This is a genomic window from Umezawaea sp. (assembly GCF_036375055.1).
GTDB lineage: Bacteria > Actinomycetota > Actinomycetes > Mycobacteriales > Pseudonocardiaceae > Umezawaea.
Window position 1 is genome coordinate 1 of record NZ_DASUSQ010000170.1, and the last position, 23,236, is coordinate 23,236.

13 protein-coding genes are annotated in these 23,236 nt (G+C 74.2%); 1 reads left to right on the forward strand and 12 read right to left on the reverse strand.

Annotated elements, in window-relative coordinates; genetic code table 11:
- The first annotated feature begins 389 nt into the window (after positions 1–389).
- Complete coding sequence (locus tag VFZ92_RS39940; protein WP_330882931.1) at positions 390–782, forward strand: ester cyclase; 393 nt, start codon at positions 390–392, stop codon at positions 780–782.
- A 339-nt stretch (positions 783–1,121) separates the two neighbouring features.
- Here VFZ92_RS39940 and VFZ92_RS39945 read toward each other — a convergent pair whose 3' ends face one another.
- From VFZ92_RS39945 to VFZ92_RS40000, 12 genes are all read right to left on the reverse strand, one after another.
- The gene (locus VFZ92_RS39945) at positions 1,122–1,259 is read right to left on the reverse strand and encodes a hypothetical protein (RefSeq protein ID WP_330882933.1); all 138 of its coding nucleotides are present in this window, start codon (positions 1,257–1,259) and stop codon (positions 1,122–1,124) included.
- Between the two features lie 45 nt (positions 1,260–1,304).
- Positions 1,305–2,234, reverse strand: coding sequence for an alpha/beta hydrolase (locus tag VFZ92_RS39950; RefSeq protein WP_330882935.1), 930 nt, complete (start codon positions 2,232–2,234; stop codon positions 1,305–1,307).
- Positions 2,235–2,656: 422 nt separating this feature from the next.
- Positions 2,657–2,944 carry a hypothetical protein gene (locus VFZ92_RS39955; protein ID WP_330882937.1) on the reverse strand — a complete coding sequence of 96 codons (288 nt, stop codon included), beginning with the start codon at positions 2,942–2,944 and terminating at the stop codon, positions 2,657–2,659.
- The gene (locus tag VFZ92_RS39960) at positions 2,941–3,615 is read right to left on the reverse strand and encodes a cation transporter (RefSeq protein ID WP_330882939.1); all 675 of its coding nucleotides are present in this window, start codon (positions 3,613–3,615) and stop codon (positions 2,941–2,943) included. The genes VFZ92_RS39955 and VFZ92_RS39960 overlap by 4 nt, the downstream gene beginning before the upstream one ends.
- Before the next feature lie 3 nt (positions 3,616–3,618).
- A complete protein-coding gene (locus VFZ92_RS39965) occupies positions 3,619–4,035 on the reverse strand; it encodes a hypothetical protein (protein WP_330882941.1) in 417 nt (138 codons plus the stop codon).
- Between the two features lie 282 nt (positions 4,036–4,317).
- Positions 4,318–4,584 (reverse strand): GlsB/YeaQ/YmgE family stress response membrane protein, encoded by a 267-nt coding sequence (locus VFZ92_RS39970; RefSeq protein ID WP_330882979.1) that lies wholly within the window; start codon positions 4,582–4,584, stop codon positions 4,318–4,320.
- Positions 4,585–5,399: 815 nt separating this feature from the next.
- The gene (locus tag VFZ92_RS39975; RefSeq protein ID WP_330882943.1) at positions 5,400–7,193 is read right to left on the reverse strand and encodes a hypothetical protein; all 1,794 of its coding nucleotides are present in this window, start codon (positions 7,191–7,193) and stop codon (positions 5,400–5,402) included.
- Entirely contained in the window at positions 7,190–11,956 is a 4,767-nt protein-coding gene (locus tag VFZ92_RS39980) for a hypothetical protein (RefSeq protein ID WP_330882944.1), read from the reverse strand. The genes VFZ92_RS39975 and VFZ92_RS39980 overlap by 4 nt, the downstream gene beginning before the upstream one ends.
- The gene (locus VFZ92_RS39985) at positions 11,937–14,963 is read right to left on the reverse strand and encodes a hypothetical protein (protein ID WP_330882946.1); all 3,027 of its coding nucleotides are present in this window, start codon (positions 14,961–14,963) and stop codon (positions 11,937–11,939) included. Before VFZ92_RS39985 ends, VFZ92_RS39980 begins: the two co-directional genes overlap by 20 nt.
- Complete coding sequence (locus VFZ92_RS39990; protein ID WP_330882947.1) at positions 14,960–16,102, reverse strand: kelch repeat-containing protein; 1,143 nt, start codon at positions 16,100–16,102, stop codon at positions 14,960–14,962. The genes VFZ92_RS39985 and VFZ92_RS39990 overlap by 4 nt, the downstream gene beginning before the upstream one ends.
- 22 nt (positions 16,103–16,124) lie before the next feature.
- Positions 16,125–20,699, reverse strand: a complete 4,575-nt coding sequence (locus VFZ92_RS39995) for a DUF6603 domain-containing protein (protein ID WP_330882949.1) — start codon at positions 20,697–20,699, stop codon at positions 16,125–16,127.
- Complete coding sequence (locus tag VFZ92_RS40000; protein ID WP_330882951.1) at positions 20,696–23,104, reverse strand: S8 family serine peptidase; 2,409 nt, start codon at positions 23,102–23,104, stop codon at positions 20,696–20,698. Before VFZ92_RS40000 ends, VFZ92_RS39995 begins: the two co-directional genes overlap by 4 nt.
- Positions 23,105–23,236: the final 132 nt, after the last annotated feature.

Genomic DNA, 23,236 nt, shown 5'->3' on the forward strand with positions numbered 1-23,236 from the left:
GCAACGTCCGGCTCATCGACGACTGGCTCAGGTGGAACCGGTCGGTGGCCCGCGTCACGTTCCGCTCCTCCAGCATGAGGGACAGGGCACGCAGTTCGTGCAACAGCCCGAGATCACCATGCGCCATGCGCCCAGTATGCCTCCGCGCACCGGTGCCTCCGCGCACCGTCCACCGTCCTCAGAGGACTCGCTAGGGGACGAGTCCGGTGACCGCCTCGGACAGGTGGGCGGCTCCGCAGGGCGGCGTCGGCGACCCGTCGAAGGTCCTCCAGCTCCCGTCGGCGTCGAAGGTCCCCGGCCGCGCCACCCCCTTGTACACCGATCGGTACCGAAGTACCGTGACAATTCAGCACCGATCGGTGCACAAGCGTCGAGCGAAGGGCAGTCCCGTGACCGACCGTGATCTGCGCAGCTGGTACCTGCGCTACGTCGAGGCGCTCAACAACCACGACCTGGACGGCATGGAGGAGTTCATCGACGACGAGGTCATGCTCGACGGCGTCCCCGGCAGGCGCGATGCCGTCGTCGCGGTCCTGAAGGGCATCGTCGACGCCGTTCCCGACATCCACTGGGACGTCCAGGAACTGCTGATCGACCGCGACCGCATCGCCGTGCGCGCGATCAACACCGGGACCCCCGTCCAGGAGTGGCTCGGCGTACCGCCCTCCGGGGCGTCGTTCGAGATCGTCGAGTACGCCATCTACACCGTCGGCGACGGTCGTTTCACGAAGATGACGAACCTGCACGACTCGGCAGGCCTCGTCCGCCAACTGGCCGCGTGACCGGCCCCGGAGGCCGGACCACCGGGTCCGGCCCCCTGGGTCAGGAGGCGTGCGGCCCGAACCGCCCCCACGCCACCACCGCGGCCAGGGCCAGCAGCACCGAGCGCGGCGTGGGGGACCCTCACGGCCCGCCTCGGCCACGGGCGGTGGGGCGCGCAGGGAGGAGACCCTGGCAGCGCGGTCACCGAGGAACTCGCCCGGCGCGGGACCCCGGGCCTGGTCGGCATCCACCTCACCCCGCTGGTGTTCGAGCCCACGCCGGACGAGGTCGCGGCGGCGGACCCCGCCGAACGCGCCGCCCTCGCCGACGGCGAGCGCTACCGGGCACCACCGGTCCACCTACGCGGTCCAGCGGAGCACCCAGCCGCAGACCGTCGGCTGCTCACCGGTCAGGCTCGCCGCGTGGATCCACACCGTCTTCCAGGCCCAGGGCGACGCGGAGGCGACCTTCCCCGTCGAGGAGCTGCTGGACACCATCGCGCCGCACTGGCTGCCCGGCTCGGCGGCGACCGCGGCCCGCTTCTACTGGGAGCTGGTCCGCGAGGGGTGGCGCCCGCCGTCCACCCCGGACGCCCCGCTGACCCTGCCGACCGGCGTCACGATGACGGCGCTCGACGTCGTGCGCGAGTCCCGGCGCTGGACCGAACGCCGCCGCACCAACCCGGTCCACTTCGGACAGACGCAGGCCGGCGGCCACCTCGCGGCCTGGGAACAGCCGGGCCCCTTCGTGGACGACGTGCGGGCCGCGTTCGCCGGGCTGAGTGATCCGCACCGCGGCTGGCGCACGGTCTCCACCACGTCCTCGACCGCGCCGGTGATGACGTCCGGGCGCTCGGTCACGATCCCCTCGTGCGAGGTGTTCTCGGCCACCACGTGCTTCCGGTTCGGTCCGCCCCGCGCGAACCGGGCCTGGCCGTCCCGCCACATCGCCGCCGCCTCGGGGAGGTCGACGAACGGGGTCTCGGACGCGACGACCACCGTCACCGGCACGTCCTCCGGCCAGGACAGCTCGCGGAAGACGCGGTGGACGGGGGCGTAGTCGACCAGGACGGCGAGCAGCCGGCGGTTCTCCTTGGTCGACTCCTGCTCCAGCAGTGCGGCGCGCCGCGCCTCGACGACCGGCTCGAACGCCGTCAGCACCCCGTCGGTGAAGAAGTCGGGCACGTTCGCGTCGACCAGCACGGCGCCGGACACCCAGCCGGGGTTCTTGACGACGAAGTTGGTGGCGACCTCGCCCGCGATCGAGTGCGAGACCAGCACGACGTCCTTGGTCACCCCCGACTCCTCCAGCCCGGCTTCCAGGTCCGACACCGCGTTCTCCACCCGCCACGGCCCCGACACCTCGTCGCTCTCCCCCTCGCCCGCCCGGTCGTGGGTGATGACCTTCGAACCGGTGGTCTTCGCCAGCCGCGGCGCCAGGTCCTTCCAGTACGACGGAGTCCAGCCCGCCACCCGCGTCCAGCACCAGGGCAGGCAGCGCGCCGTCCACGACGTGGAAGACCAGTTCGTGCTCGGCGTGCACCACCCTGAGCGTCCGGGGATCGGCGGACGCGGGCGTGCTCGGCGCCGGGCCGCTCGTGGCGGCAGGCGTCGCGCACGCCGCGAGCGAGGCGGCCAGGAGCACGGCGGAGGTGAGGGCAATCGCCTTGCGGCGCAAGGGGATGCAGTTTTCGACCACGCCCAGGACCGTAGGAGCCACCCGACCGCTCGACGATCCGGCCGACCAGCCGGTCCGCCCTGGTGCCAGCCCCACCGCCGCCGTGGAGCGCGGCGATGAGCCGGTCCTCTCCTCGTCGTGCGGGACGGACAGCGGGCTGACCCTGGTTGATTTCGGTCAACACTGAAGTTATTGAGCTGACAACCACACTCGAACGCTACGCGTGGTCGATGCGGTGCACCGGGGCGACGACGAGGTCGTGCATGCGCCAGTCGGTGTCCCTGAGCAGTTCGCCGAGTTCTTCGAGCCTCTTGGGAAGGTCGTCCGTGCCGGGCCCTGGCACGACGAGCATCTCGCCGACGAAGACGTGGCCCTCCTCGCGGAGCCTGATCCACGCGTCGTCCACCCAGGGTTGGCTGCGGGCGAGGTCGGTGAGCCTGCCGGGCAGCGGGTGCGGTTCGCCGTCGACCACGGTGCGGGGCCTGCGGTCCATCAGGTCGGTCACGGCGGTGCGGGTGGTGCGCAGGCCGTCGCGGACGATGTCCGCGGAGATGAAGATCGCCGCGACGGCGTCGGCCCACCACAGGCCCGCGCCGATGCCCAGGATGCCGAGGACGGCGGCGGCCGCGGTGAGCCAGTCGGCGCGCGGTTCATCTCGGCGTCGGCGTAGAGGACCTTGTCGTGCAGCTCCTCGGCGAGGCCGATCTTGGCGCGGCCGAGCAGGATGGCGGGCACCATGGTCAGCAGCAGGACCGCGATCATCGGCCAGCCCAGCCACACCGTCACGTCGAACACCTCCACCAGACCGATCGGTGGACGTTCGCCCTCCACGAGCCGGATCACGGAGTCCACGAGGACGTAGCCGCCGAGGACCAGCAGCGACAGGGCGGAGGCCAGGAAGGCGATGGCGACCGACCGGTGGTGGCCGTAGGGGTGTTCCGGGCTCGGCGCCCGGTTGCGGTAGCGGTTGGCGATGAGGAACGCGACCGGCGGGGTGAGGGCGAGGATGTCCTCGACCCAGGCGGCCTCCATCGCCTGCGACTGGCCGAGGGTGACCGCGAGCAGGGTGATGGCGGCGACGAAGAACCCGATCGTCCACCACTCCAGCCGGACGGCGCGGCGGTGCAGGTCGGCCTTGTCGGCGGGCGGTTCGTAGCGGCCGTAGACGGCGGCCACCGCTCACCCCTCCGCTCGGTCGGCGTCGAGCAGCAGTCGTCGGACCTCGTCCTGGTCGAGCGACAGGAGGAACCCCTCGACGGTGGTCTGCCAGCCGTTCTCGCCGAGCGGGACCGCCATGACGTGGTCGGCGGTCGAGAGGTGGACTCCGCTGTCGACGAGTCCCGCGGCGTCCACGAGCCAGTCGGGAACCACCGCCGGACCGTTCGGCCGCCGCGCGATCCCGCTGACGGGCCAGGGCTTCGCGCCCTCGTCCGCCAGCAGCGCCTCGTCCGCGCTGCCTTCCCGGACCAGCACCGACAGCCCCGTGACGTCGGTGGTCGTCCCGGCGGGCACGGCCACCACCGCGTCGGTGGTGAGGTGGTCGACGGTCAGCGCCGCGTCCTCCTGCCACGGGGAGTCCGTGTCGAACCCGCCCACCCGACCCGCACCGCACCACCGCGCACCCGGTCCAGCGTGCCTGCCGCGTCCCGTGGCCATTGACACCCCGCGACCGACAACCCGACCAGCACCACCAAGACCGCCACCCGTACCGAACCCCGACGCCATGCGCTCATTCCGGCGGTGGTACCCGGAAAACGCCGCTGCGACACCCGACCGGACGACGTCGACCGCGTTGTCCCCTTGAGACCTCTCCCGCCCCTGGCGAACGGCGAAACCCCCGGCGATCGGTGATCGCCGGGGGTTTCGCGGGGGTTCGGGTCAGGCGTGCGCGCGCCTGCCCGTCACCAGCCGGTAGATGCCCAGCAGGATCAGCGAGCCCAGGATGGCCAGCAACCACGTGCTGAGGTCGAAGAACGTGCTGATGTCGGTGCCGAACAGCGCCTTGCCCACGAAACCGCCGATGATGGCGCCCACGATGCCGATCAGCATGGTGATGATGATGCCGCCGGGGTCCTTGCCGGGCATGATGGCCTTCGCGATGGCGCCTGCGATGAGGCCGAGCACGATCCAACCCAAGATACCCACGGTGAAATCTCCTTCGTCTGGCGGTGGCGACCGGCTCTTCCGTCGCTTCACGTTGCTCGACGGAGAGATGCCCGCGCGGGGCGACTTCCAAACACCGCGACGGCGGTGGATCCACCTCACACGGGTTCGCGCTCCCGATCCGGTCTGCTTCGTCCGGTGCGACGGCACCACGACGACGGCCGCGACGGCCGACTGGCCGGTCTGGCCGCGGTGCGCCCCGCGGAGCTCGTCGTCCTGCGGTCGCGCCGGACGACGCTCGAATCCGCCGAAACCGACGCGACCGGCTCGGTACAGTGATCCAACCCCTGGACACACGGAGGCCGGAGTGCGCGACCGTCCCGCGGCGGGAACCCGTCGCCCGTACCGGATGCGGCCCCGCACGCCCGCGGCACCACGCACCGCTGCCACCAGCACGGCTCCCGCCTGCGCCACCACGACCCGCGCCCAGCCCACCGCCCGCGTGGCCAGGTACACCCCGGACACCAGCGCCACCAGCAGCACGAGTCGCGGCAACCACTCCCACCCGCGCAGCGCGCGGAAGTAGGCGTCGAGCGGGGACAGGTCGACGAAGTGGACGAGCAGGCGCACGAGGACGAACCGCGGCGCGCTCCGCTCGGACCGGGCGTCCGACGCGCCGGCCCAGATCGACAGGGGCAGCGCAGCGGCCACGGACAGGCAGGCGTACGTCGACACCGCGAGCACCGCGGCCGACACGGCCCACGCGCGTCTCATCCCACCCCAGTCCTCGACGGGCGCCCATTCTGCCCGAACCGGGTGTCCTCCAGCCGCCGAACGACGAAGGCCGCCCGCCCCGGTCAGTCGGCGGGCGGCGGTGTGCTGGTGAGCAGGTCGAAGACGAGGCCGCTCGACCCCTCCCCCCTGCCCGCGCCGCGGTGGGCGGAGAGCCAGACCACGGGGCGGCCGTCGTGCCAGCGGGTGCGGTTGTAGGCGACGGACAGGCGGGTGCCCGCCTGCGGCACCTCCTCCTCGTTGACGAAGTACTGCTGCCCGCGGTCGAAACCCTCGCGCAGCAGCGTGGTCCTCGGGCGGACCGGGTGGCCGTCGACCGCGCTGGGCATCGCCGCGCGCTGGAGCTGCACCTCGCGGTTGTCGCCGGGGACGTGCACGGGGATGAACGGGATCCAGTGCTCGGGGATGGTGTTCATCGCGGCGTAGGACAGGGCGGCGCGGGGCGGGTCCGGGACGGGCTGCGCGGTGGTCCGGCGGCGGTGGGCCAAGACTTCCGCGGCGGCCTCGGCACCGCGGTGCGGTTGGCCGGTGGGCAGCTGGACGGTCCGCTCGACGCCCCACACCAGGTTCGCGTTCTCGTCGCGGATCAGCAGGACCTCCTCCAGCGGCGGGCCCTCGGCCACCTTCGGCACGCTCGGCGGCAGGAACAGGTCGGTGTCGGCGGGCACGTCGCCGCCGCCGATGGTGTCGAGGGTGAACATCGACCAGCGCTGCCAGTCCTCGTCGAACCCGGCACCGGCCGGGGTGACCCACTGCCGGTGGCCGAACACGTCGGTCACGACCAGGCCGCGGATCCGCGCGACCGTGCCCGCCGGGAGGTCGCACGGGAGCTGGTACCAGTCGTTGCTGAACACCAGCGCGAACTCCAGGAACACCAGCCGCGCAAGGTCGGTGCTGTCCGGGCGGACGGCGGCGAAGTTGGTCCTCCCGTCCTCCAGCGCCCACCAGCGCGGCAGCGGCATCCCGGAGTAGCGGACCGGCGCCGGGAACACCGTCCGCGCCAGCGCGGGCTCCGGTGGCTCCGCGCCGCCGAGCGGGGGGCCGGGGTCGACGGAGAACGCGTGCCAGTCGAGCTGACCGCCGGGGTACTCCCGCGCGGTGAGGGTCTTCTCGGCGCCGCCGGGCATCGACGCGGCCACCGAGAACCGGTGCTCCAGCCTGCGCGGGTCCCACGTGGCGTCACCGTCCGGGTCGGCCTGCGTGACGCCCGTCGGCTGGTCGATCAGCGCGTCGAACCAGGCGACCAGCCGCTTGCCCGCGTTGACCAGCGGGGCGTGGTGCAGCAGCCGGATGGTGTCGATGCCGTCGTCGGCCTCCCCACCGCCCTTCACGTGCAGGTACAGCTCGTAGCCGTCCATGCGGCGACCGGCGACCGCCTGCAGGGTGGCCCACACCGCCGGGTTGGCGCGCTGCGTGACGTCGGCCGCGGTGGGCAGCGCGATCGGGTACTTCGCGGCGTACTGCTCCTCGTACTTGCGCACGTGGCCGAGCAGCCCCAGCTGGTCGAGCAGCTTGAACCAGCGGTGGCCGATCGCGAGCCGCAGGTCGAAGGCGATCTTCTCGGTGCCGTGGGCGAAGGTGAGCCGCCGCCGTTCCGCGACCGTCTCCAGTGGACGGTTGGTCGGCAGGTCCTCCGGCGGGCCGCCGAACGGCCGGAACCGGCTGGGCCGCGTCCGCGCGACCGAGTACGTGGCGGTCACCGGGGAACCGCCGTCGGTGCCGCGGAACTCGCCGAGCTGCCACTGCCGGGTGAGCAGCCACAGCGGGTCCCGGACCTCCGCGCGCAGGGCGCGGGTGAACTCGGTGGCGCGTGGACGCCCCACGAGCTGGTCCAGCACCTCGGCGCCGGGATCGGTCATCGGTCGGCCCTCCAGTACGTCGCCGGCAGCAGGTGCGCGAGCGCCGCCGCCATGAGGTGCGCCGGTTCGACCGCACGGGTCTTCGCCATCTCGAACGTCTCCGTGACCGCGTCCACCAGGTCGGCCGCCGCCCACTGCCCGCCCGCCACCCGGACCGGCGGCACGACCAGCAGCATCGCCTGCGGCGGCTCGGAATCCGGTCCGTCGTGGTGCACGGCGACCCCGGTGGTCTCGCGTTCGGCGGGGATCACCTCGGTCCACTCGTCCAGCAGCAGCCCGCACTGCTGGTCGCCGCCGAGCCCGGTCGCGTAGTGCGCGGTGAACAGCAGCCGGTCCTCGTCGAGCTGGTCGGGCAGCGCGGAGTCCTGTGCGAACTCCAGGCCCAGCCAGTGGTCGTTCTGCACGAACGGGAGCTGGATCGGCGACAGCTCGGGTGCGTCCCGGTCGAACCCGCCGGTGCCGAACAGCCCGCTCGGTCCGAGCAGCGCGTCGGAGAGCAGGACCACCTGCTCCCACAGCCTCGGCGCCTCCCGCACCCGCGCCATCCCGTGCAGCCAGTCGTCGACCGGGAAGTCCCGCGCGGGCTTGAGGTGCGCGACGAGGTCGCCGCTGTCGGCCCGTGCCTTGCGCCACTGCTGGATGACCGGTGCCGGCGGGGTGAACTCGGGCACGCACAGGACGTCCTCGCCGAGCAGCGCCTTGAGCGCGTCGGTGGCCGCGCGGACCCTGGCCGGTCCCGGCGGGGTCTGGTCGTGCAGCTGGAGCGCCGTGCTCGCCGCGGCGCGCCGCGCGGTCAGCTCGTCCCCGAGCTTGCCCGCCCGTGCCAGCAGTTCCCCGCCGAAGGCCACGACGCGGTCCTGGAACGGGGTCGGGTCGAGGCCCCGCGGGTCGAACTCGGCGGGCGGCAGCGCCGCGACGACGTCCTTGAGCAGGTCGCTCAGCGCCTTCCGGTTCGTGCCCGCCAGCTGCTTGAGCCCGTCCACGGTGCCGCTGAAGGAGTTCCGCAGGGTGCGGACCCGCGTGCGCATCTTCGCCGGGGTGTCGTCCCTGCGCTTCGGCCGGGTGGTGAGCAGCCGCTCGGCCTGCTCCAGCAGGGCGAACCGCTGCGGGTTCGGCGTCGGGTTCGGGAGGTTCTCGTACTGGTCCAGCAGGGCGTTGGCGGCGGCGAGCGCGGTCGCCATCCGGGCCGCCAGCGCCGCCACGGCCGCCAGGACGTCGGCGAACACCCCGCGCCGCCACAGCGCCAGCTCGCTCCAGCCGCTGCGGACCACGCCGAACCCGCTCGCGGTCACCGCCAGCTTCGCGTACCGGGTCAGGAACGCGTCGATCCCGCTGAGGATCGGGGTCCGCTCGGGCGGCGCGCCGTCCGGGTAGAGCGGGCCGAGGTCGCCGACGTAGTCGGTCACGTCGTCGATCAGGTCGACCATCGACGCCAGCACGGTGGCAGGCCGCTTCCTCGACAGCGACACGGCGTCGTCGGCGGCGCGGTTCACGGCGGCGGGGCCCGCGGCGGGCACGAGGTCGCTCTGGCGCAGCGGCCTGGCGGTGGTCAGCAGCGTGCGCACCGCCGCCACCAGCGGCGAGACCTCGAAGAAGGTGACCTTCTTGTCGACGCGGGTGGTGTACTCGATGTGCAGTTCGAGGTCCGGCCTCGGTTTCTCGGCCTCGATGACGACGCCGAGGATCCGGTCGTCCAGGTCGGTCATCGCGGCCTGGTCGGCCGGGCGCAGCGCCCACAGCAGGTCGATCGGCGCCAGACCCGTCTCCGCCTGGGTGACGGTGCGACCGCGCAGGTCACCGTCCTCGTCCCGCCAGGTGACCAGCGCCGCCACGCTCGACGGTTTCGGCAGCACGGACGGCAGCCAGTCGTCGACGGCGGGCTCGGCCTGCGCCCGCGGCGGGTCGTCGTCGTCGGGGTCGACACCGGACTTGAACTGCACCGCCAGCCGGTGGGTGAGGGTGGTCCCGCCGCGCGGGGTCTCCACCACCGACGGCGCGGGCGGCAGCCCCTCCCTGGCGTAGGCGTCGAGCGCCGCCGACGCGCGTTCGGTGTTGCCCTGCAACGCCTGGTGCGCGCCTTCGGCGACCGCGACGTCCGCGACCGCGTCCACCGCGTCGCGCAGCGCGTCCACCTCGGCCCGCAGGTGGACGACCTGGGACGCGGTCGCCGGTGGCAGGTCGGTGAACCCGAACGGGTAGTCGTCCGGGTGCTCGGCGCCCGGCGGAGCGGCGGCCCGCAGCTCGTTGGCGCGCCGCAGCAGCGCGAGCCCGTCGACCACGTTGCGGGCCTCGACCTGCTCGATGCTCGTCGGCGCCCCCGGATCGTCCGGTGGGATCGCGGTGTCCTCGATCTTGTTGGCGCGCAACGGGAACCTCAGCCGGAGCCCGGCGATGAACCGGTCCAACCCGGCGTCGCGGTCGTGCAGCCCCCGCTCGAAGCGGTAGCCGAGCAGCGCGCCGAGCGACTGGCCCTGGCGCATCCCGTCCGCGATGGTGAGGGCGAGCCGGACGCGCTCCGAGCTGAGGTTCACCGCGAACACGGTCGCCTTCGCGGGGTCGGCGTTCGCGAGGTACCCGGCCCGCAGCACGGCGGCGGTGCGCGCGTGGGCGGGTGACGGGGTGTGGACGTACCCGGCGTTGCCCCGGTCGTGCGGGATCGGGGCGGTGCCGAACACCGACGTGAGGTCGGCGGGCACGGTGACCAGGTCCACCGGGTCGGTGTTCCTGGTGACGTGCTCCAGCCACCCGTAGGCGCCCAGGTGCAGGCCCCGCACCGGTTGGCCGGTGCCGTCGGGGCCGTACCGCAGCTCGGCCAGCCGTTCGGTGGCCAGCCCGAGCCGCCACGCGTCCAGGCGGTGGGAGACGCAGTCGAGGTGCTCGGCGAAGACCCGCTCCAGCTTCGCGGTGGGCAGCCCGGCCAGGATCGTCAACGCCTGGTCCAGTTCCGGTGACGGCGTCAGCAGGACCGCCCGCCGCGCGAGCCGGTAGAGCAGCGTCGAGGGCGGCACGTCGTCGGCGAAGCCGTGCTCGCCCGCGACCGCGGCCGGGTCGCTCTCGGCGAGCCAGGTCAGGTAGTCGCGGCCGTCCGCGGTGTACGGCCGGATCCGGTCCACTTCGGACAGCGGCCGGTCGTCGACCACGGGTGTGGTCAGCGGGTGGCCAGGGTCGCCCAGCACGTGGTATTCGACCGAGGTCGGGTGCAGCGCCAGGATGTCCAGCAGGGTCTGGTGCCGGTCGGGGCCGGGCTCGTCGAGGTCGGCGACGTGCGGGAGCGCCGCGCTCCACTGCTGCGCCGCCGTCTTCAGCGCCTGGTCGAGGGCGGTCCGGTGCGTCGCCGCGGCGGGGAACGCGAGCCGGGAGAACACCGTCGTCGGCAGGATGCCGTAGGGCTGGCGGCCGATGCGCAGCGAGGGCAGCGGGCCCCGCCCGGAGACGTGGGTGAGGAAGAACTGCCGGGTCTGCTCGGCCTGACCGGCGGTCAGCAGCGACGGCAGGAAGTAGCCCGTGGTGGCAGGCCACAGCGCGGTGTGCGCGGCCCGCGCGTCCCGCCGGTCGGTGCCCTCCGCGTTCGGCACGCCCGCCAGCACGGCCGGGTCGAGCCCGAGCAGTTCGGCGAGCCACTGGCCGTCGGTCTTGGTCGTCCAGTCGGTCGCCGCGGCGGCGAACCCGGCCGCCGTGGACAGCGCCGTGTCGGCCTCGGTCACCGGGTCCTGCCCGGCGGACCGCTCCTCGGAGTTGTTGGTCGGCGTGCCCTGCGGCAGCAGGCTGAGCCCGGCCGAGCTGTGCGACTGGTCGGCGAGCAGGGCGCCGAACGCGGTCGCGGTCTGCGTCGGCGTCGCCTGTTCCCGCAGGCCGAGCACGACGAGCCGGTCGACGCGGTCGCGGAAGGCGTCCTGCAACGGGATCCGCAGGCCCACGCCCGCGGCGACGGCCTCGTCGAAGTCGGTCAGCCAGCGCAGCGCGGGCGGCACGACCAGCGCGCCGGTGGTCTCGTCGATCCTGAGCTGGGTCGCGGACGGCTCGTTCGGGTCCGGGCTCACGGCCAGGCCCTGGCGAACCGGCTGTCCGGTCTTGGAGAACACGGCAGTCCCGCCGACGTACCCGGTCACGGTGAACCGGTCGGGCAGCAGGGCGGCGGTGGCCGCCGCGGTCCAGGACAGCGGCGCGACCTGGCCCGCGTCCGGCGTGGGCAGCACGAGGAACGCCACCACGACGGCATCGCCGGGAGCGTTCGGCGCGGCGTCCACCCCGGACGGACGGCGGGCCTTGATCGCGTTCGCCCTCGTCTGGTTCTGGCCGACCGCCGCGAGCAGCGCGACCTCGGCGGCGCGCAGCTCCGCCCGGTCGCCGTGCGCCCCCCACACGGCCGTCCAGTAGGCGGTCGTGGGCTGCCGGTCGTTCGCGGCGACCGGTTGCGGGCTCACGACCACGAGCACCGCCGTGCCCGCGGGCACGCCGAGCGGGCGTTCGGTCGGGTTGGCGGGTGTGCGGTTCCGCAGCAGCCACCCGGCGCGTCCGGTGGGGATCCGGGCGACCAGCTCGTGCCACGCGGCCCGCTCCCCCACCGCCGAGCCGCCGGAGGCCCAGAGCGCGGCCCAGTAGGCGTCCAGCGCGGCCAGCTCCGCCCGCGTCGGCCTCGGCTCCAGCTTGGTCACCGACCACTCGTCGGGGAACACCCGGACCAGCAGCTCGGTCTGGGTGAAGCGGGTCTCGATCCTGACCGGGCCCAGCAGCACCGGGAAGTCAAGGCTGAGCGGGGGCATCCGGCAACATCTCCTGCGCGTGGACGGCCACCAGCACCGGGGCCTGGAAGAGGATGTAGGCGGCGTCCGCGGCGCTGACGTCCGGCGACCACGGCGCGACCCGCACGTCGTCGGCGCGCTGCTCGGTCTTCTCCTGGTCGTCCTCGTCGTGGTTGAAGTCCTCCAGCCCGACGGTGACGCCCCCGTCGAACCGGATGAAACCGGTGCCCGCCGGGTCGACGCGGCCCCAGGACAGGTCGTTCCACACCTCGACCGGTGCCTGCGCGCCCGGCCGGTCCTCGTCGAGCCCGAACCTCGGGTCGCCGGGCCGTTCCTCCAGCACGAAGAACCAGCCCAGGTCGCCGCCCGTGCCGCGGGCCTCGTCGGCGCTCAGGTCGAAGCCGAGCAGGTAGACGTCGGGGTCGGCCTTGGCCTCGTAGATCGGCAGCCGGACCAGCTTCCTCGGTGGGGCCTCGTTCGGCGGCAGCGCCGCGAGCGTCCGCTCACCGGTCTTGTCCGGGACACCGGGCTGCCCCTTCCTGTCCGGCCACACGGCCTTGTGCGCGTACACGGCCGCGGTCGGGTACTTGCGCAGCAGCTCACCCCGGATCACCAGCACGAGCGTGACCGCGCGCGGCGGATCACCGGGTCTCGGCCTCGGGTTGGGGTTCTCGCCGAGCCGGGAGGTGGTGCCCCACTCGTGGATCGGCGGGATGTCGTAGAGCCGTTCGCGCCGCTGGTCCGCCGTCTCGTTCGGCCGGGCCGGTGCGGTGCGCGGGTCCCAGAACTGGCGGAACGGCGTGCCGCGCTGGTCGGTCGGGTACTCCCGCCAGAGCAGTTCGCGGGCCATCTCGTGGTTGAGGCCGACCAGGTAGGACTCGATGAACCTGGTGTTGGGCTCCAGCAGGGTGATGGAGTTCGGCGGGAGCAGCCCGAGGTTGGGCACGAAGGTGTCGGTCGACATCCTCAGCAGCTCGGTGTACATCGGCACGTCGAACCTCGGGTAGGCCATCACCTCGGTCAGCTCGCCGTCCTTCGGCGCCAGCCGCGCGGGCAGGTTCACCGCCGCGACGATGCTGTCGACGACCGTCGTGTTCGCGTCCAGACCGGCGACCACGGCGGTGGTGGTGTCCGCGACGTCGAGCCGCGGCCGGTCGTCGAGGACGGCCGCGTCGGCCCGCCGGGCGGGCAGGACGAGTCCGGGCGGGGTCTCCAGCGGCGGCGCGGCGGCGACCTGCTGCTCGTCGATGCGGGCGACGAGCGTGTCCAGCGAGGTGGCCAGCGTCCTCATGAGCCTGCCGCCCGGTCGGGTGAGGCGGCGCATCGTGGGCGACACGGGGGCCGTCGCGACCCGGCTGCGCGACACCTTGAAGCCGACGGCGAACACCTCGCCCGCCTCCGCCGCCGCGGCGCCGGGGCGGTCGAGCACCTTGGGGTGGGCGGGGGCGGTGATCGTCAGCGCCCGGCCGGAGGGGAGCGGCTCCGCGCCCGCCGTCCCGACCGCCCCGGTCTGCCGTGCGATGTGCTTGCCGTGCAGGACCTCGCCGACCTCCCTGGCCAGCTGGGCGGTCCTGATCCACGCGTTGGCCCGCCGCGTCTCGCCGAGCTGCTCCCAGGCCGCGGCCATCAGCTCCTCCTGCCGCGCCTGGACCACCTTGGTGCCGAGGTGCGCGGCGATCCGGAAGCGCGGGTCGAGGTTGAGCCGGTGCACCCAGTTGTGGACCTCGGCGTCGGGCAGCGGGGTGCCCTCCGGTGTGCTCAGCAGCTTCGGCGTGAGGGCGTGCCACCGCCCGTACAGCGGCGGGGTGATCACCGGGTCGACCTGCCCCGCGAGGTCGGGGATCCGCGGCGCCAGCGCGGTGTTCGCGGCGGCGGCCGTCTGGTGCTGGTAGGCCTCGGCGAGGTTGATCAGCCCGGCCAGCGCGCGCTGCCACTGGTTCGGGTAGGGCGGTGCGGGCGGATCGGCCGGGGGCTGCTGCCCGTAGTAGTCGTCCCAGTTCTCGAACTCGTCGACGACCTTGTCGGAGTCGGGCAGTTGGAGCGCGCCGCCGAGGCGCAGCACGCCGTCGGGCTGGGTGGGTGTGGTGAGACCGGGCAGGCCGAAACCGGGCGAGCGGTGCGCGTCCACGTCGCGCAGGCCGATCGGCTCCCCCGCCTCGATCGGCTTGAGCAGCCGGACCAGGAACTCGAAGTCGCCCGCCGGGCTCGTGGCGAACTGCCAGCGGTGGTAGTACGGGAGCCTGCCCGGCGAGGGCATCCCCGGCACGCCCCAGCTCGGGGTGGTCGCCGCGATCTGCCCCGGCTCGATGCCGAGCCCGGCGCGCCTGCCGGTCTCGAACGCGGGCACCACGAACGCGTGGTAGGTGGTGGTGGGCTTGAGGTGCCGGGGGCACAGCAGCCGCGAGCAGGCGCTGTCCGGCGAGTTCCGCAGCACGGTGGCCAGCGTCGACAGCACGCCTCCCATGCCGCCGGGGGTCGTGTCGTCCACGTCGAGCCTGCCCGCCAGCGAGCCGTTGACGTGGACGTGGACGAACGCGCCGAGGTCACCGGGAGGCTGGAGCGCGGTCGGGGCGGTGACGGTGATGAACGGCAGCGGCCCGTCGCCCGCCCCGCCGTCCTCGAACTCGGCGGGCCCCGACTCGTCGCCCTCCGCGAGCACGACCAGCGCGAGCCACGGGGTGAGCCTCCTGGTGGCGGCGTTCGGCGCGGCCGGGCTGTAGCGCCAGGCGAAGTCCTCGTCGTAGAACTCCACGTGCGCCAGGTAGTTGGGTTCGAAGTTGGTGGTGAACGGCAGCGGTTCCACCCGTGAGATGGCCCTGGGGTCGATCCCGACGACGTCGCCGGGGCCGTAGAGCTGCACCGGCTGCTGGACCAGCGTCCGGGGCGCGGGGGCGCCCGCGGTCAGCGCGTCGCCGACCAGCTCCAGCTGGACCGGGACGGTCGCGCGGCCGGTTCCCGGCTCGCCGGTGATCCTGGTGGTGAGTCCGGTCCGCAGCCAGGGCAGGAAGGAGTAGGCGCCGTCGGTCACGTGCCGCTCCGTTCGGCGGTCGCGGTGAGTTCGACGGGGCCCGCGGCGGCGGCGAGGCCGGTGCGGGTGACGCCGCCCGCGACGAGCACCTTCGAGCCCGACGAGGCCGCGGCGAACGCCCACCGGCCCTCGGCCAGTCCCGCGTACGGGGTCCACGCGCCCGCCGAGAACCGCAGTGCGCCCCGGTAGCCGGTCTCGTTGTCGACGTGGTCGGCGCCGCCGACCACGAGCACCGTGCCCGGCCCCAGCGCGACCGCGCGGTGGAACGCCCGTCCGGCGGGCATCGCGGCCACGGCGTGCCACGTGCCCGTGGCCAGGTCGTAGACCTCGGCGGTGGCGCGGGCGAAGGGGTCGAACCCGTCCCCGGTCGCGCCCGGCGCGCGGCCACCCGCGACCAGGACCGTGGTGGCCGTGAGCGCGGTGGCGGAGTGGGCGGCGCGCGCGTGGGCCATGCTCCCGGTCGGCGTCCACGTCCCGGTCGCCGTGTCGTACAGCTCGCAGAACGCCAGGTCCGCCTCGCCGCCCGCGCCGACGGGCACGCTGCCCCCGCAGACCAGCACCTTCTGCCCGTTCTGCAACGGGATCGCGGTGTGGCCGGTGCGGGCGTCGGCCATGTCGTGCCCGACCGCCTCCCAGGTGCCGTCGGCGGGGTTGAACAGCTCGGCGGAGCGCAGCGCCACCACCCCGCCACCGGCGCGCGGCCCGCTGCCGCCCGCGACGAGGACGCGTCCGGTGGACAGCGTGGTCGCGCTGTGCCCGAACCGGCCCGTCACCAGGTCGTGCGCGGTCGCCTGCCAGGTGTTCGACGCGGGGTCGAAGACCTCGGCCGTGGTCAGCGGGGTGCCCGCCGCGGTGCTGGTCCCCCCGGTGGCCAGCACCGCGCCGTCCGGCAGGACCGCGAGCGCGTGCAGCTGCCGGGCGGTGCCGAGCTGGGCGGTCGGCGACCAGGTGTTCAGGGCGACGTCGTACACCGCGCTCTGCCGCAGGCCCGCGCCCGCGGCGTCCGCGCCGCCCGCGACGAGGACCTTCGCGCCCGCGGCGAGGACGACGGCGTGGTCGTGCTGACCGCGCCAGCACGCGGCCACGGCGTGGTCCGGGGCGGCCGACCACGTCTCGGTCGCGAGGATGCCGGTGGTCATGGTCTGGTCCCTCCGACTCTGGTCATGGCAGGTAGGTCTCCGCGGTCGGGGCGAGCTGGGCCGGGCCCGGCGCGGCGGGCCCGGCCAGCGCGCGACCGCCCACGACGAGCACGCGGCCGTCCGCGAGGTCCACTGCCGGGAAGTCCCACCGGCCGGTGGCCAGCGCGCCGGTCCTGGTCCACGAGCCGGTGGCGGGGTCGAACGCCACGACGTCGCGGAACCCGGCCGTCGCCCGCGGCCCGCCGACACCGCCGACGACGACGGCACCACGGGGCGTGCGGACGCACCGGTGCCCGCTGCGGCCACCGCCCGGCAGGTCGTCGACCCGCGTCCACGCGCCGGTCTTCGGGTCGTGCACCTCGGCCGCGGCCAGGCTGTCGACGCGGTACGGGACGGCCGGGACGGCGTCGCCGCCGGTGACCAGCACCCGGCCGTCGGGCAGGAGCGTCGCCTGGTGGCCCTTGCGCGGCACGGCGAGGTCGCCGGTCGGGGTCCACGTCCCCGTCGCGGGGTCGTACAGCTCGCAGGACGCGAGCGCGCGCTCCCCCTCACCGGTCGGCACGGCGCCACCGACGACGAGGACCTTCCCGGTGCCGAGCACGACCGCCGCGTGCCCGGTCCGCGCCTGCGCCATCGACCCGACGGCGGTCCGGGCCAGCGTGGCCGGGTCGAGCAGTTCGGCGGACGCGAGCGCGGCGCCCCTGGCGCTCGTGCCACCCGCCACCAGCAGCTCCTTGCCCACGAGCACGGCGCGGTGCCCGGACCGGGCGGTGGCGAGCCCGGTCGCCGGAGCCGACCACGTGCCCGTCACCGGGTCGAACACCTCGACCCCGGCCAGCACCCCGCCCGCGGTGCCGACACCGCCCGTGACGACGACCCGACCGTCACCGAGCCGGGTCGTGGTGTGCCTGCGGCGGGCCGTGGCCAGTGCCGCGGTCCCGGCGGCCCAGGTGCGCGCGACCGGGTCGAACACCGCCACCGCGGCCACCGGTGCCCCGGCGGCGTCCGCACCGCCCGCGACGAGCACCCCTCCGGAGGTCAGGCGGACCGCGTCGGCCTCCGCGACCGCGATCGGCGGCGTGCCCGCGGCCGACCAGGCACCCGGTTCGGCGAGCACACCGCCGAGCACCTCGGACTGGCGCAGGACGTGCAGCCGCCCGGCCAGGGACGGGTCCGCGCGGACCCAGTCGGCCACGGCGTCCTCGGCCGCCGCAGCGCTGCGGAAGCTCGACGTCGTGGCGCTCGCGGTGGCGGGCGGGAACGCCTGGTGGTTGTTGCGCAGGTGGGCCACGACGTACCGGCTGCCCGCCACCCGCACGGTCTCGGCGGCGGGGAACGGCTGCCGCTGCCGGGCCTCCCGCCGCGACAGCGGCGACCGAGCCGTGCTGCTGCCCGCCAGGAGCTGCCCGAACACCGCGGGCGGCGGGGAGTACAGGCGCGGGGAGCGCCGCACGGTCGCGGCGCGCGCGGCGTCGGGTTCGGACGGGGCCTCGCTGTCGATGACGTGCAGCTCGTAGCGGGCGCTGCGGCGCACCACGCGGGGCGAGGCGATGGCGCCGCCCGCGGCGACCAGCTCCAGCCCCGCGTCCTGGGTCTCGTAGGCCGGGCGCGACAGCTTCGCCGCGTCGTCCATGTCCTGGTACTGGGCCATGGCGAACTCGTCGTCGGTGACCGAGCTCCGCACCAGCCCGCTGTTCTGCGCGGGTTCGACGGTGAAGCGCTTGCCGTCGCTCGGGCGCTGCGCGCCGACCCGGTCGATCCGGACGCCGAGCGGGATGGCCCGCTGCCGCACGACCAGCGTGCCGAGCGGGTGCAGGACGAGGTCGTCGCCGGGCGGGAGCCGTCGCAGCGTGACCATCGGGGTGAACCCGCCCGAGGGCAGCCGGGTCCGCCAGCCCTCGACCTTGCGGATCTCGGCCTCCAGCAGCGCGAGCACCGCGACCGGCGGCAGCGTGGTGGTGCGCTCCTCGCCCCAGGTGATGTCGAAGTCGGCGGAGATCTCGAAGAACAGCAGGGAGATCGACCCGCGACCGTGCGCCCGCCACGGCGCGGGACCCTCCAGGGTGAAGTCCAGGTCGATGCCGAACAGCCCGATGCCGAACGCCTTGAGCGACACCCCGGCGGACACGCGGACGACGAACGAGAAGGGCGAGAACCGGAACAGCGCGTCGAAGCCGAGGTGGCCCTCGACGCCGAAGCCGCCGAAGCCGAGCCGCAGCTCGGCCTTCGCTCCGAACTGGACGGTGTTGCTGGTGACGGCGAAGTAGCCGGACACCCGGATCAGCTGTCCCGGCGAGTTCAGGATGTCCACGGAGATGCGCGGCGGCACCGGGAACGGCAGCGGCGGCGGGGTGTAGGCGGGGTGGAAGCCGCCGACGGACAGCACGAGGTCGGGGCTGTCCCCCCACGCCACGAGCAGCCCCATCCCGCCCTCGATGGTCATGGTGAGGACGCGGGAGTCGAACAGCCGCGCGAAGAACCACAGCCTGGACCGGTCGACCTCCAGCGCGCCGACGAAGCTGACCCGCAGCACCAGCAGCGCGACGTCCTCGCTGGGCAGGAGGCATTCGAGCAGGCCGAGGACGGCGATGTTGCCCGGCGGGATCTCGACGACCACCCCGAGCGAGACGCTGACCAGCGTCGGCGTGCCCCAGCCGATCCTGGCCATCGGGCCGACGAGGAACGTGCCCTCGTCCGGTGGGAAGAACGTGCGCAGGTCGCTGAGGATGCGCGGCGCGTTGGCCACCACGTCGCGCGGGAACAGGACCGACTGGATCGACCCGGTGACGACGCCCTCGACCAGCGCGTCGAGGTCCATCCTGCGGTTGAGGCCGAGGATCCCGCCGACGCCGAGGAGCCTGAACCCGAACCCGAGCTGGATGCCCGCCTGGCCGAACTCTGCGGTGAGCACGATCAGCAGCGAGAACCCCCGGCTGCCGTCCGGCATCCTGGTGGTGATCAGCCCGATCGCCTTGACGTCGACGAACCCCGCGAACTCCAGCTCCAGCGCGCCCGCGTACTCGCCGCGCGCCTCGTCGTAGGACAGGAAACCGCCGCCCGTGACGATCCCGGCGTCCACGGCCAGCCCGACACCGGTCGGCGGCTTGAACCGGAACGCGAGGTCGGCCACGCCGAGGTTGCCGCCGCCGTCGGGGAAGGACAGGTCGGCGACCAGGCCGACCCGCTCGACCGCCGCGCTGATCGGGCCGAGCGCGGCGGTGAAACCGCCGGAGACCTCGATCGGCACCGTGCCGTCCGCGGCGAACCCGACACCGAGGTGCAGCGCGGTGATCTCGATCGGCCCCAGCTCCACGTGCAGCGGCAGTTCCAGGTCGAGTCCGCCGCTGCCCTCCAGGCGCAGCCCCGTCGACGGCGCCCAGGTCCCGGTGACCTCGAAGGCCGACTCGATCTTCGCGCCGCCCGCGACCGTGCCGATGAACCCGTCCGCGCCCGCGAGGTCGATCAGCACGTGCCCGCCGGACAGCTCCACCCGTGCGGAGGGCTCGGCGGTGACGCCGCCACCGGGGTCGGCGGACGCCCGCACCCCGACGGCGACGGCGAACCGGCCGACCTCCAGGCGCGAGGAACCGGTCGTGCCGATCAGCACGATGGGCGCGCCGCCCCGCTCGGCGCGCGCGCCCGCGGTCACGTCCAGCTCCAGCGAGCCGGTCGGCGGGGTCAGCTCCACGTCGAACGGGGGCCGGACGCGGGCGTCCAGCCCCGCCTCGAACCGCGACGCCACCGCGAGGGTCAGCGTCCACAGCGAACCGAGCGGGATGGTCAGCGCGACGTCCCGCCGCGCGGGCACCCGCAGCCGTGCGGTGACCGCCGGTGGGCTCGTGGTCGGGTCGACGCTCAACCGCAGGAAGTAGGCCTCCAGCACCGGTGGCCCACCGGGCGGCGTGAGGAGCACGGACTCCGCGCCGCGCCCGGCGAGCAGGGCGGAGACGCGCGGCCACAGCAGCGCGCCGTCGAACCCGTCCGCGCCGAAGCCGACCGTGTCGCGCAGCCACCGCGCCGGGTCGGTCAGGACGGTGAGGAAGCGGTCGAGGTGCAGGCGCCTGCGGCGTCCGGGGACCGCGTCCGGGTCGTCCGGGTCGTTCACCGGGCCGTCCTCGACGACGCCGAGGAGCGTGAGCAGTTCGACGGCCGCGCGGCCCTTGCCCTCGACGTAGGAGATCACCGCGAACTCGACGAGCCGCTGGGGCATCAGCGCCGCCTCGGCCAGCAGCCGGGTGCGCTGGGCGGGGGTGAGGCCGGTGGAGCCGGTCACGGCGGCGCTCAGCGCCGGCGCCAGGCCGTCGAGCGCGGTGAAGGTCTCGGCGAGCCCGCGGACCAGCGCGAGTCCCTCCGCGACGATCGCGCCGTCGTCGCCCGCGGTGATGGCCTGCGTGAGCCGCGCGACGATCGGCGCCGCGGCCCCGACCTGCCTGGTGACGGTGGCGAGGGCGTCGCCCGCCGCGCCGAGCCCGCCCGGCAGCCGGAACCCGAGCCCGGCGAAGAACGCGTCGCGCTCGGCCGCGGCCAGGTTCTGCTCCAGCGGCAGCAGGGCCGTGCCGATCTCCCTGGCCAGCAGCTCCAGGGTGCCCGCGCTCACCGGCCCGCCCCGTGGTCGAGCGCGGCCTCGTCGAGGCGGTCCAGGCTGCCACCGGGCCACAGCCGGACGAAGTCGGCGAACCGGACCAGGTCCGCGCGCAGCCGCGGCCCCGCGAACCGGTCGAGCACCGCGAGGAACCCCGTGACCAGCTCGTGGACGTCGAGGCCGTCGACCGCCTCGGGCAGCAGCGCGCCGTTCACGGCGGGACCGTGCAGCAGGCGGCGCACCACCTGCGGTCCCCCGAGCCGCCGCCACGCCACCAGCACCCGGCGGTTGGTGTTGACCAGGCGCAGCACCTCGTCCACGTGCTCGCTCACCAGCGAGGCGAACAGCTGCACCCCCGGTCTCGGGCCGAACCGCCGGTGCAGGTCGGCGACGCGGGAGCGGAGGGTGTGCGGCGTCAGGCCGATCTCGTCGGGGGCGAACGCGAGCGGCGGTGCGCCGCCACCACCACCGGAGGCGGCGGAGGCGGCGGCGGCCGTGACCAGGTTCAGGGCCGCCGCGGCGTCGACCTTGCCGGAGCCCCACAGGTGGTTGCCCTTGATGCCGGGCGCGATCACGGGTGGGACCTCGGCGGCCGGGATCCCGTCGACGCGGCACGACTTCTGGAGCTTCTCCCGGACGTCCACGAAGGTCAGGTTCCGGTTCTTCTGGAACATCAGCGCCACCAGCCCGGCCACGTGCGGCGACGCCATGCTGGTGCCGAACGAGTCGAGCACCAGCTGGTCGCAGCAGGAGGAGTTGCTGTCCTTGTCGAGCCTGCTGCGCGGGGCCGCGACCGCGACACCGGGTGCCGCGACCGTCGGCTTGATCTCGCCCGGCGGGGTGACGGCCTGGGTCGGCAACCCCCTGGAGGAGGAGTCGGCCAGCTCACCGCCGCCGTCGGCGTAGCTGGCCACGGTGATCGCGTTGCGCGAGGTGCCGGGCGAGTTGATCGTGTTGACGCGCCTGCTCTCGACGCGGTCCGGCTCCGACTCCAGGCGGAACGTCGGGAAGGCGTCGCCGTGCTCGATCTCGAACCACGCGTCCCAGACGGCCGGGGTCGAGGTCGTGTTGGTCAACGTGAACCGCCACTCGCCCTCCCGGACCGCCGTGTCCGCCGGAACGGCGATCGTGACCTCGATCTGCTTCTTGCCGTTGCCGTGCTGGACGGCCAGCGACGTGACCGTCAGGGTCATCCGGCCGATCGTGAACGTCCTGGGCGGCGTGCCCGCGGGCGGAACCGGGACGGGCGCGATGACGCCGGTCGTGACCGTGCCGGGGAAGGAGGCGCTGACCGGCGCGATCAGCTCGATGTTCAGCGACGCCGCACCGGTGTACCAGATGTCGAGCAGGTCCACCTTGAGCGAGTTCTCCGGGACGCGGAAGCGCACGGTGGCGGTTCCTCCCGGTCCGCCGGCCGGGACAGTGCCGCTCTCGTGGATCTCGTGCACGCCCGAGTTGCCCGCGGCCACCACGAAGGCGACCCCCGGAGGCGGCGGGGGCGGTGGGACGGCCGTGGGCCGCAGGACGTCGTCGATGACCCAGTCCAGCGCGTCGGTGCCGTCGTGCGGCCCGGTGCTGAAGCCGAAGCTGCAGTTGACCACCACGGGCCGCGCCACCGGCGGGTTGCCCACCGCGTGCCTCCCGCCCGCCTGGGCGCACCACCTCATGGCGTCCGGCACGTTCGACGACGACGAGGCGATCGCCTTCACCACGACCAGGTCCGCCTCCGGCGCCACCCCGGTGTACGTGCCGGGAGAGCTGCACCGGTCGTCCTGGCTGCCGTCGCCGGCGGCGATGCCCGCGACGTGCGTGCCGTGGCCGTCCTCGTCGACGCTGGCGAACGGCTGGCCGGACTTCAGCGCGGCGTTGATGTGCTGCGGCTGGTAGAGCCGACCGATCTGCTGGAAGCCCGCGGGCGGTGGCAGTCCGCCGTCCGTCGGCTTCGCCCCCTGGTCCCACAGCTCCAGGATGCGGGTGGTCTTGTCCGCGTCGGTGTTGCGGAAGGACTCGTGGAAGACGTCGATCCCGGTGTCGATCACCGCGACGATCACACCCGCGCCCCGCCCCGGCCACGGCGTCGTCGGCGGCACCTTCCACGGCACCCGCATCTCCTCGACCGTGTCGTCCAGGCTCGGCCGCGGCGGCTTCACCAGCGAGACGGACTCGACCCCCGGCACGGCGTCCAGCCGGTCCAGGTCCGCCAGCGCGATGATCCCGGAGACCACACCGCCGCTGTCGTAGCCGGTGTCCAGTCCGGCTCGCCGCAACGCCTCGACGTCACCCGAGTAGCGCACGAGCACCGTGACGCGCCTGCTCTCGGCCCCCGGTCCGGCGAGCCGGGGGCGCACGCCCTCCGCCGCGTGGCCGAGTTCGGTGCGCCACACCGCCACCGCGTGCTGCAAGGAGGGTTCCAGTTTCATCGCACTCGTCCCCTGTGCCTGCGAATCCCTGGCAAAACACACTAGAACTCCGCCACCGCGCCACCTACCGCTGATCGGACGGCGGTGGAGTAGCCCGCGGCGTGGCGTTCCCCGCCCGAGTGCGGAGTTCCG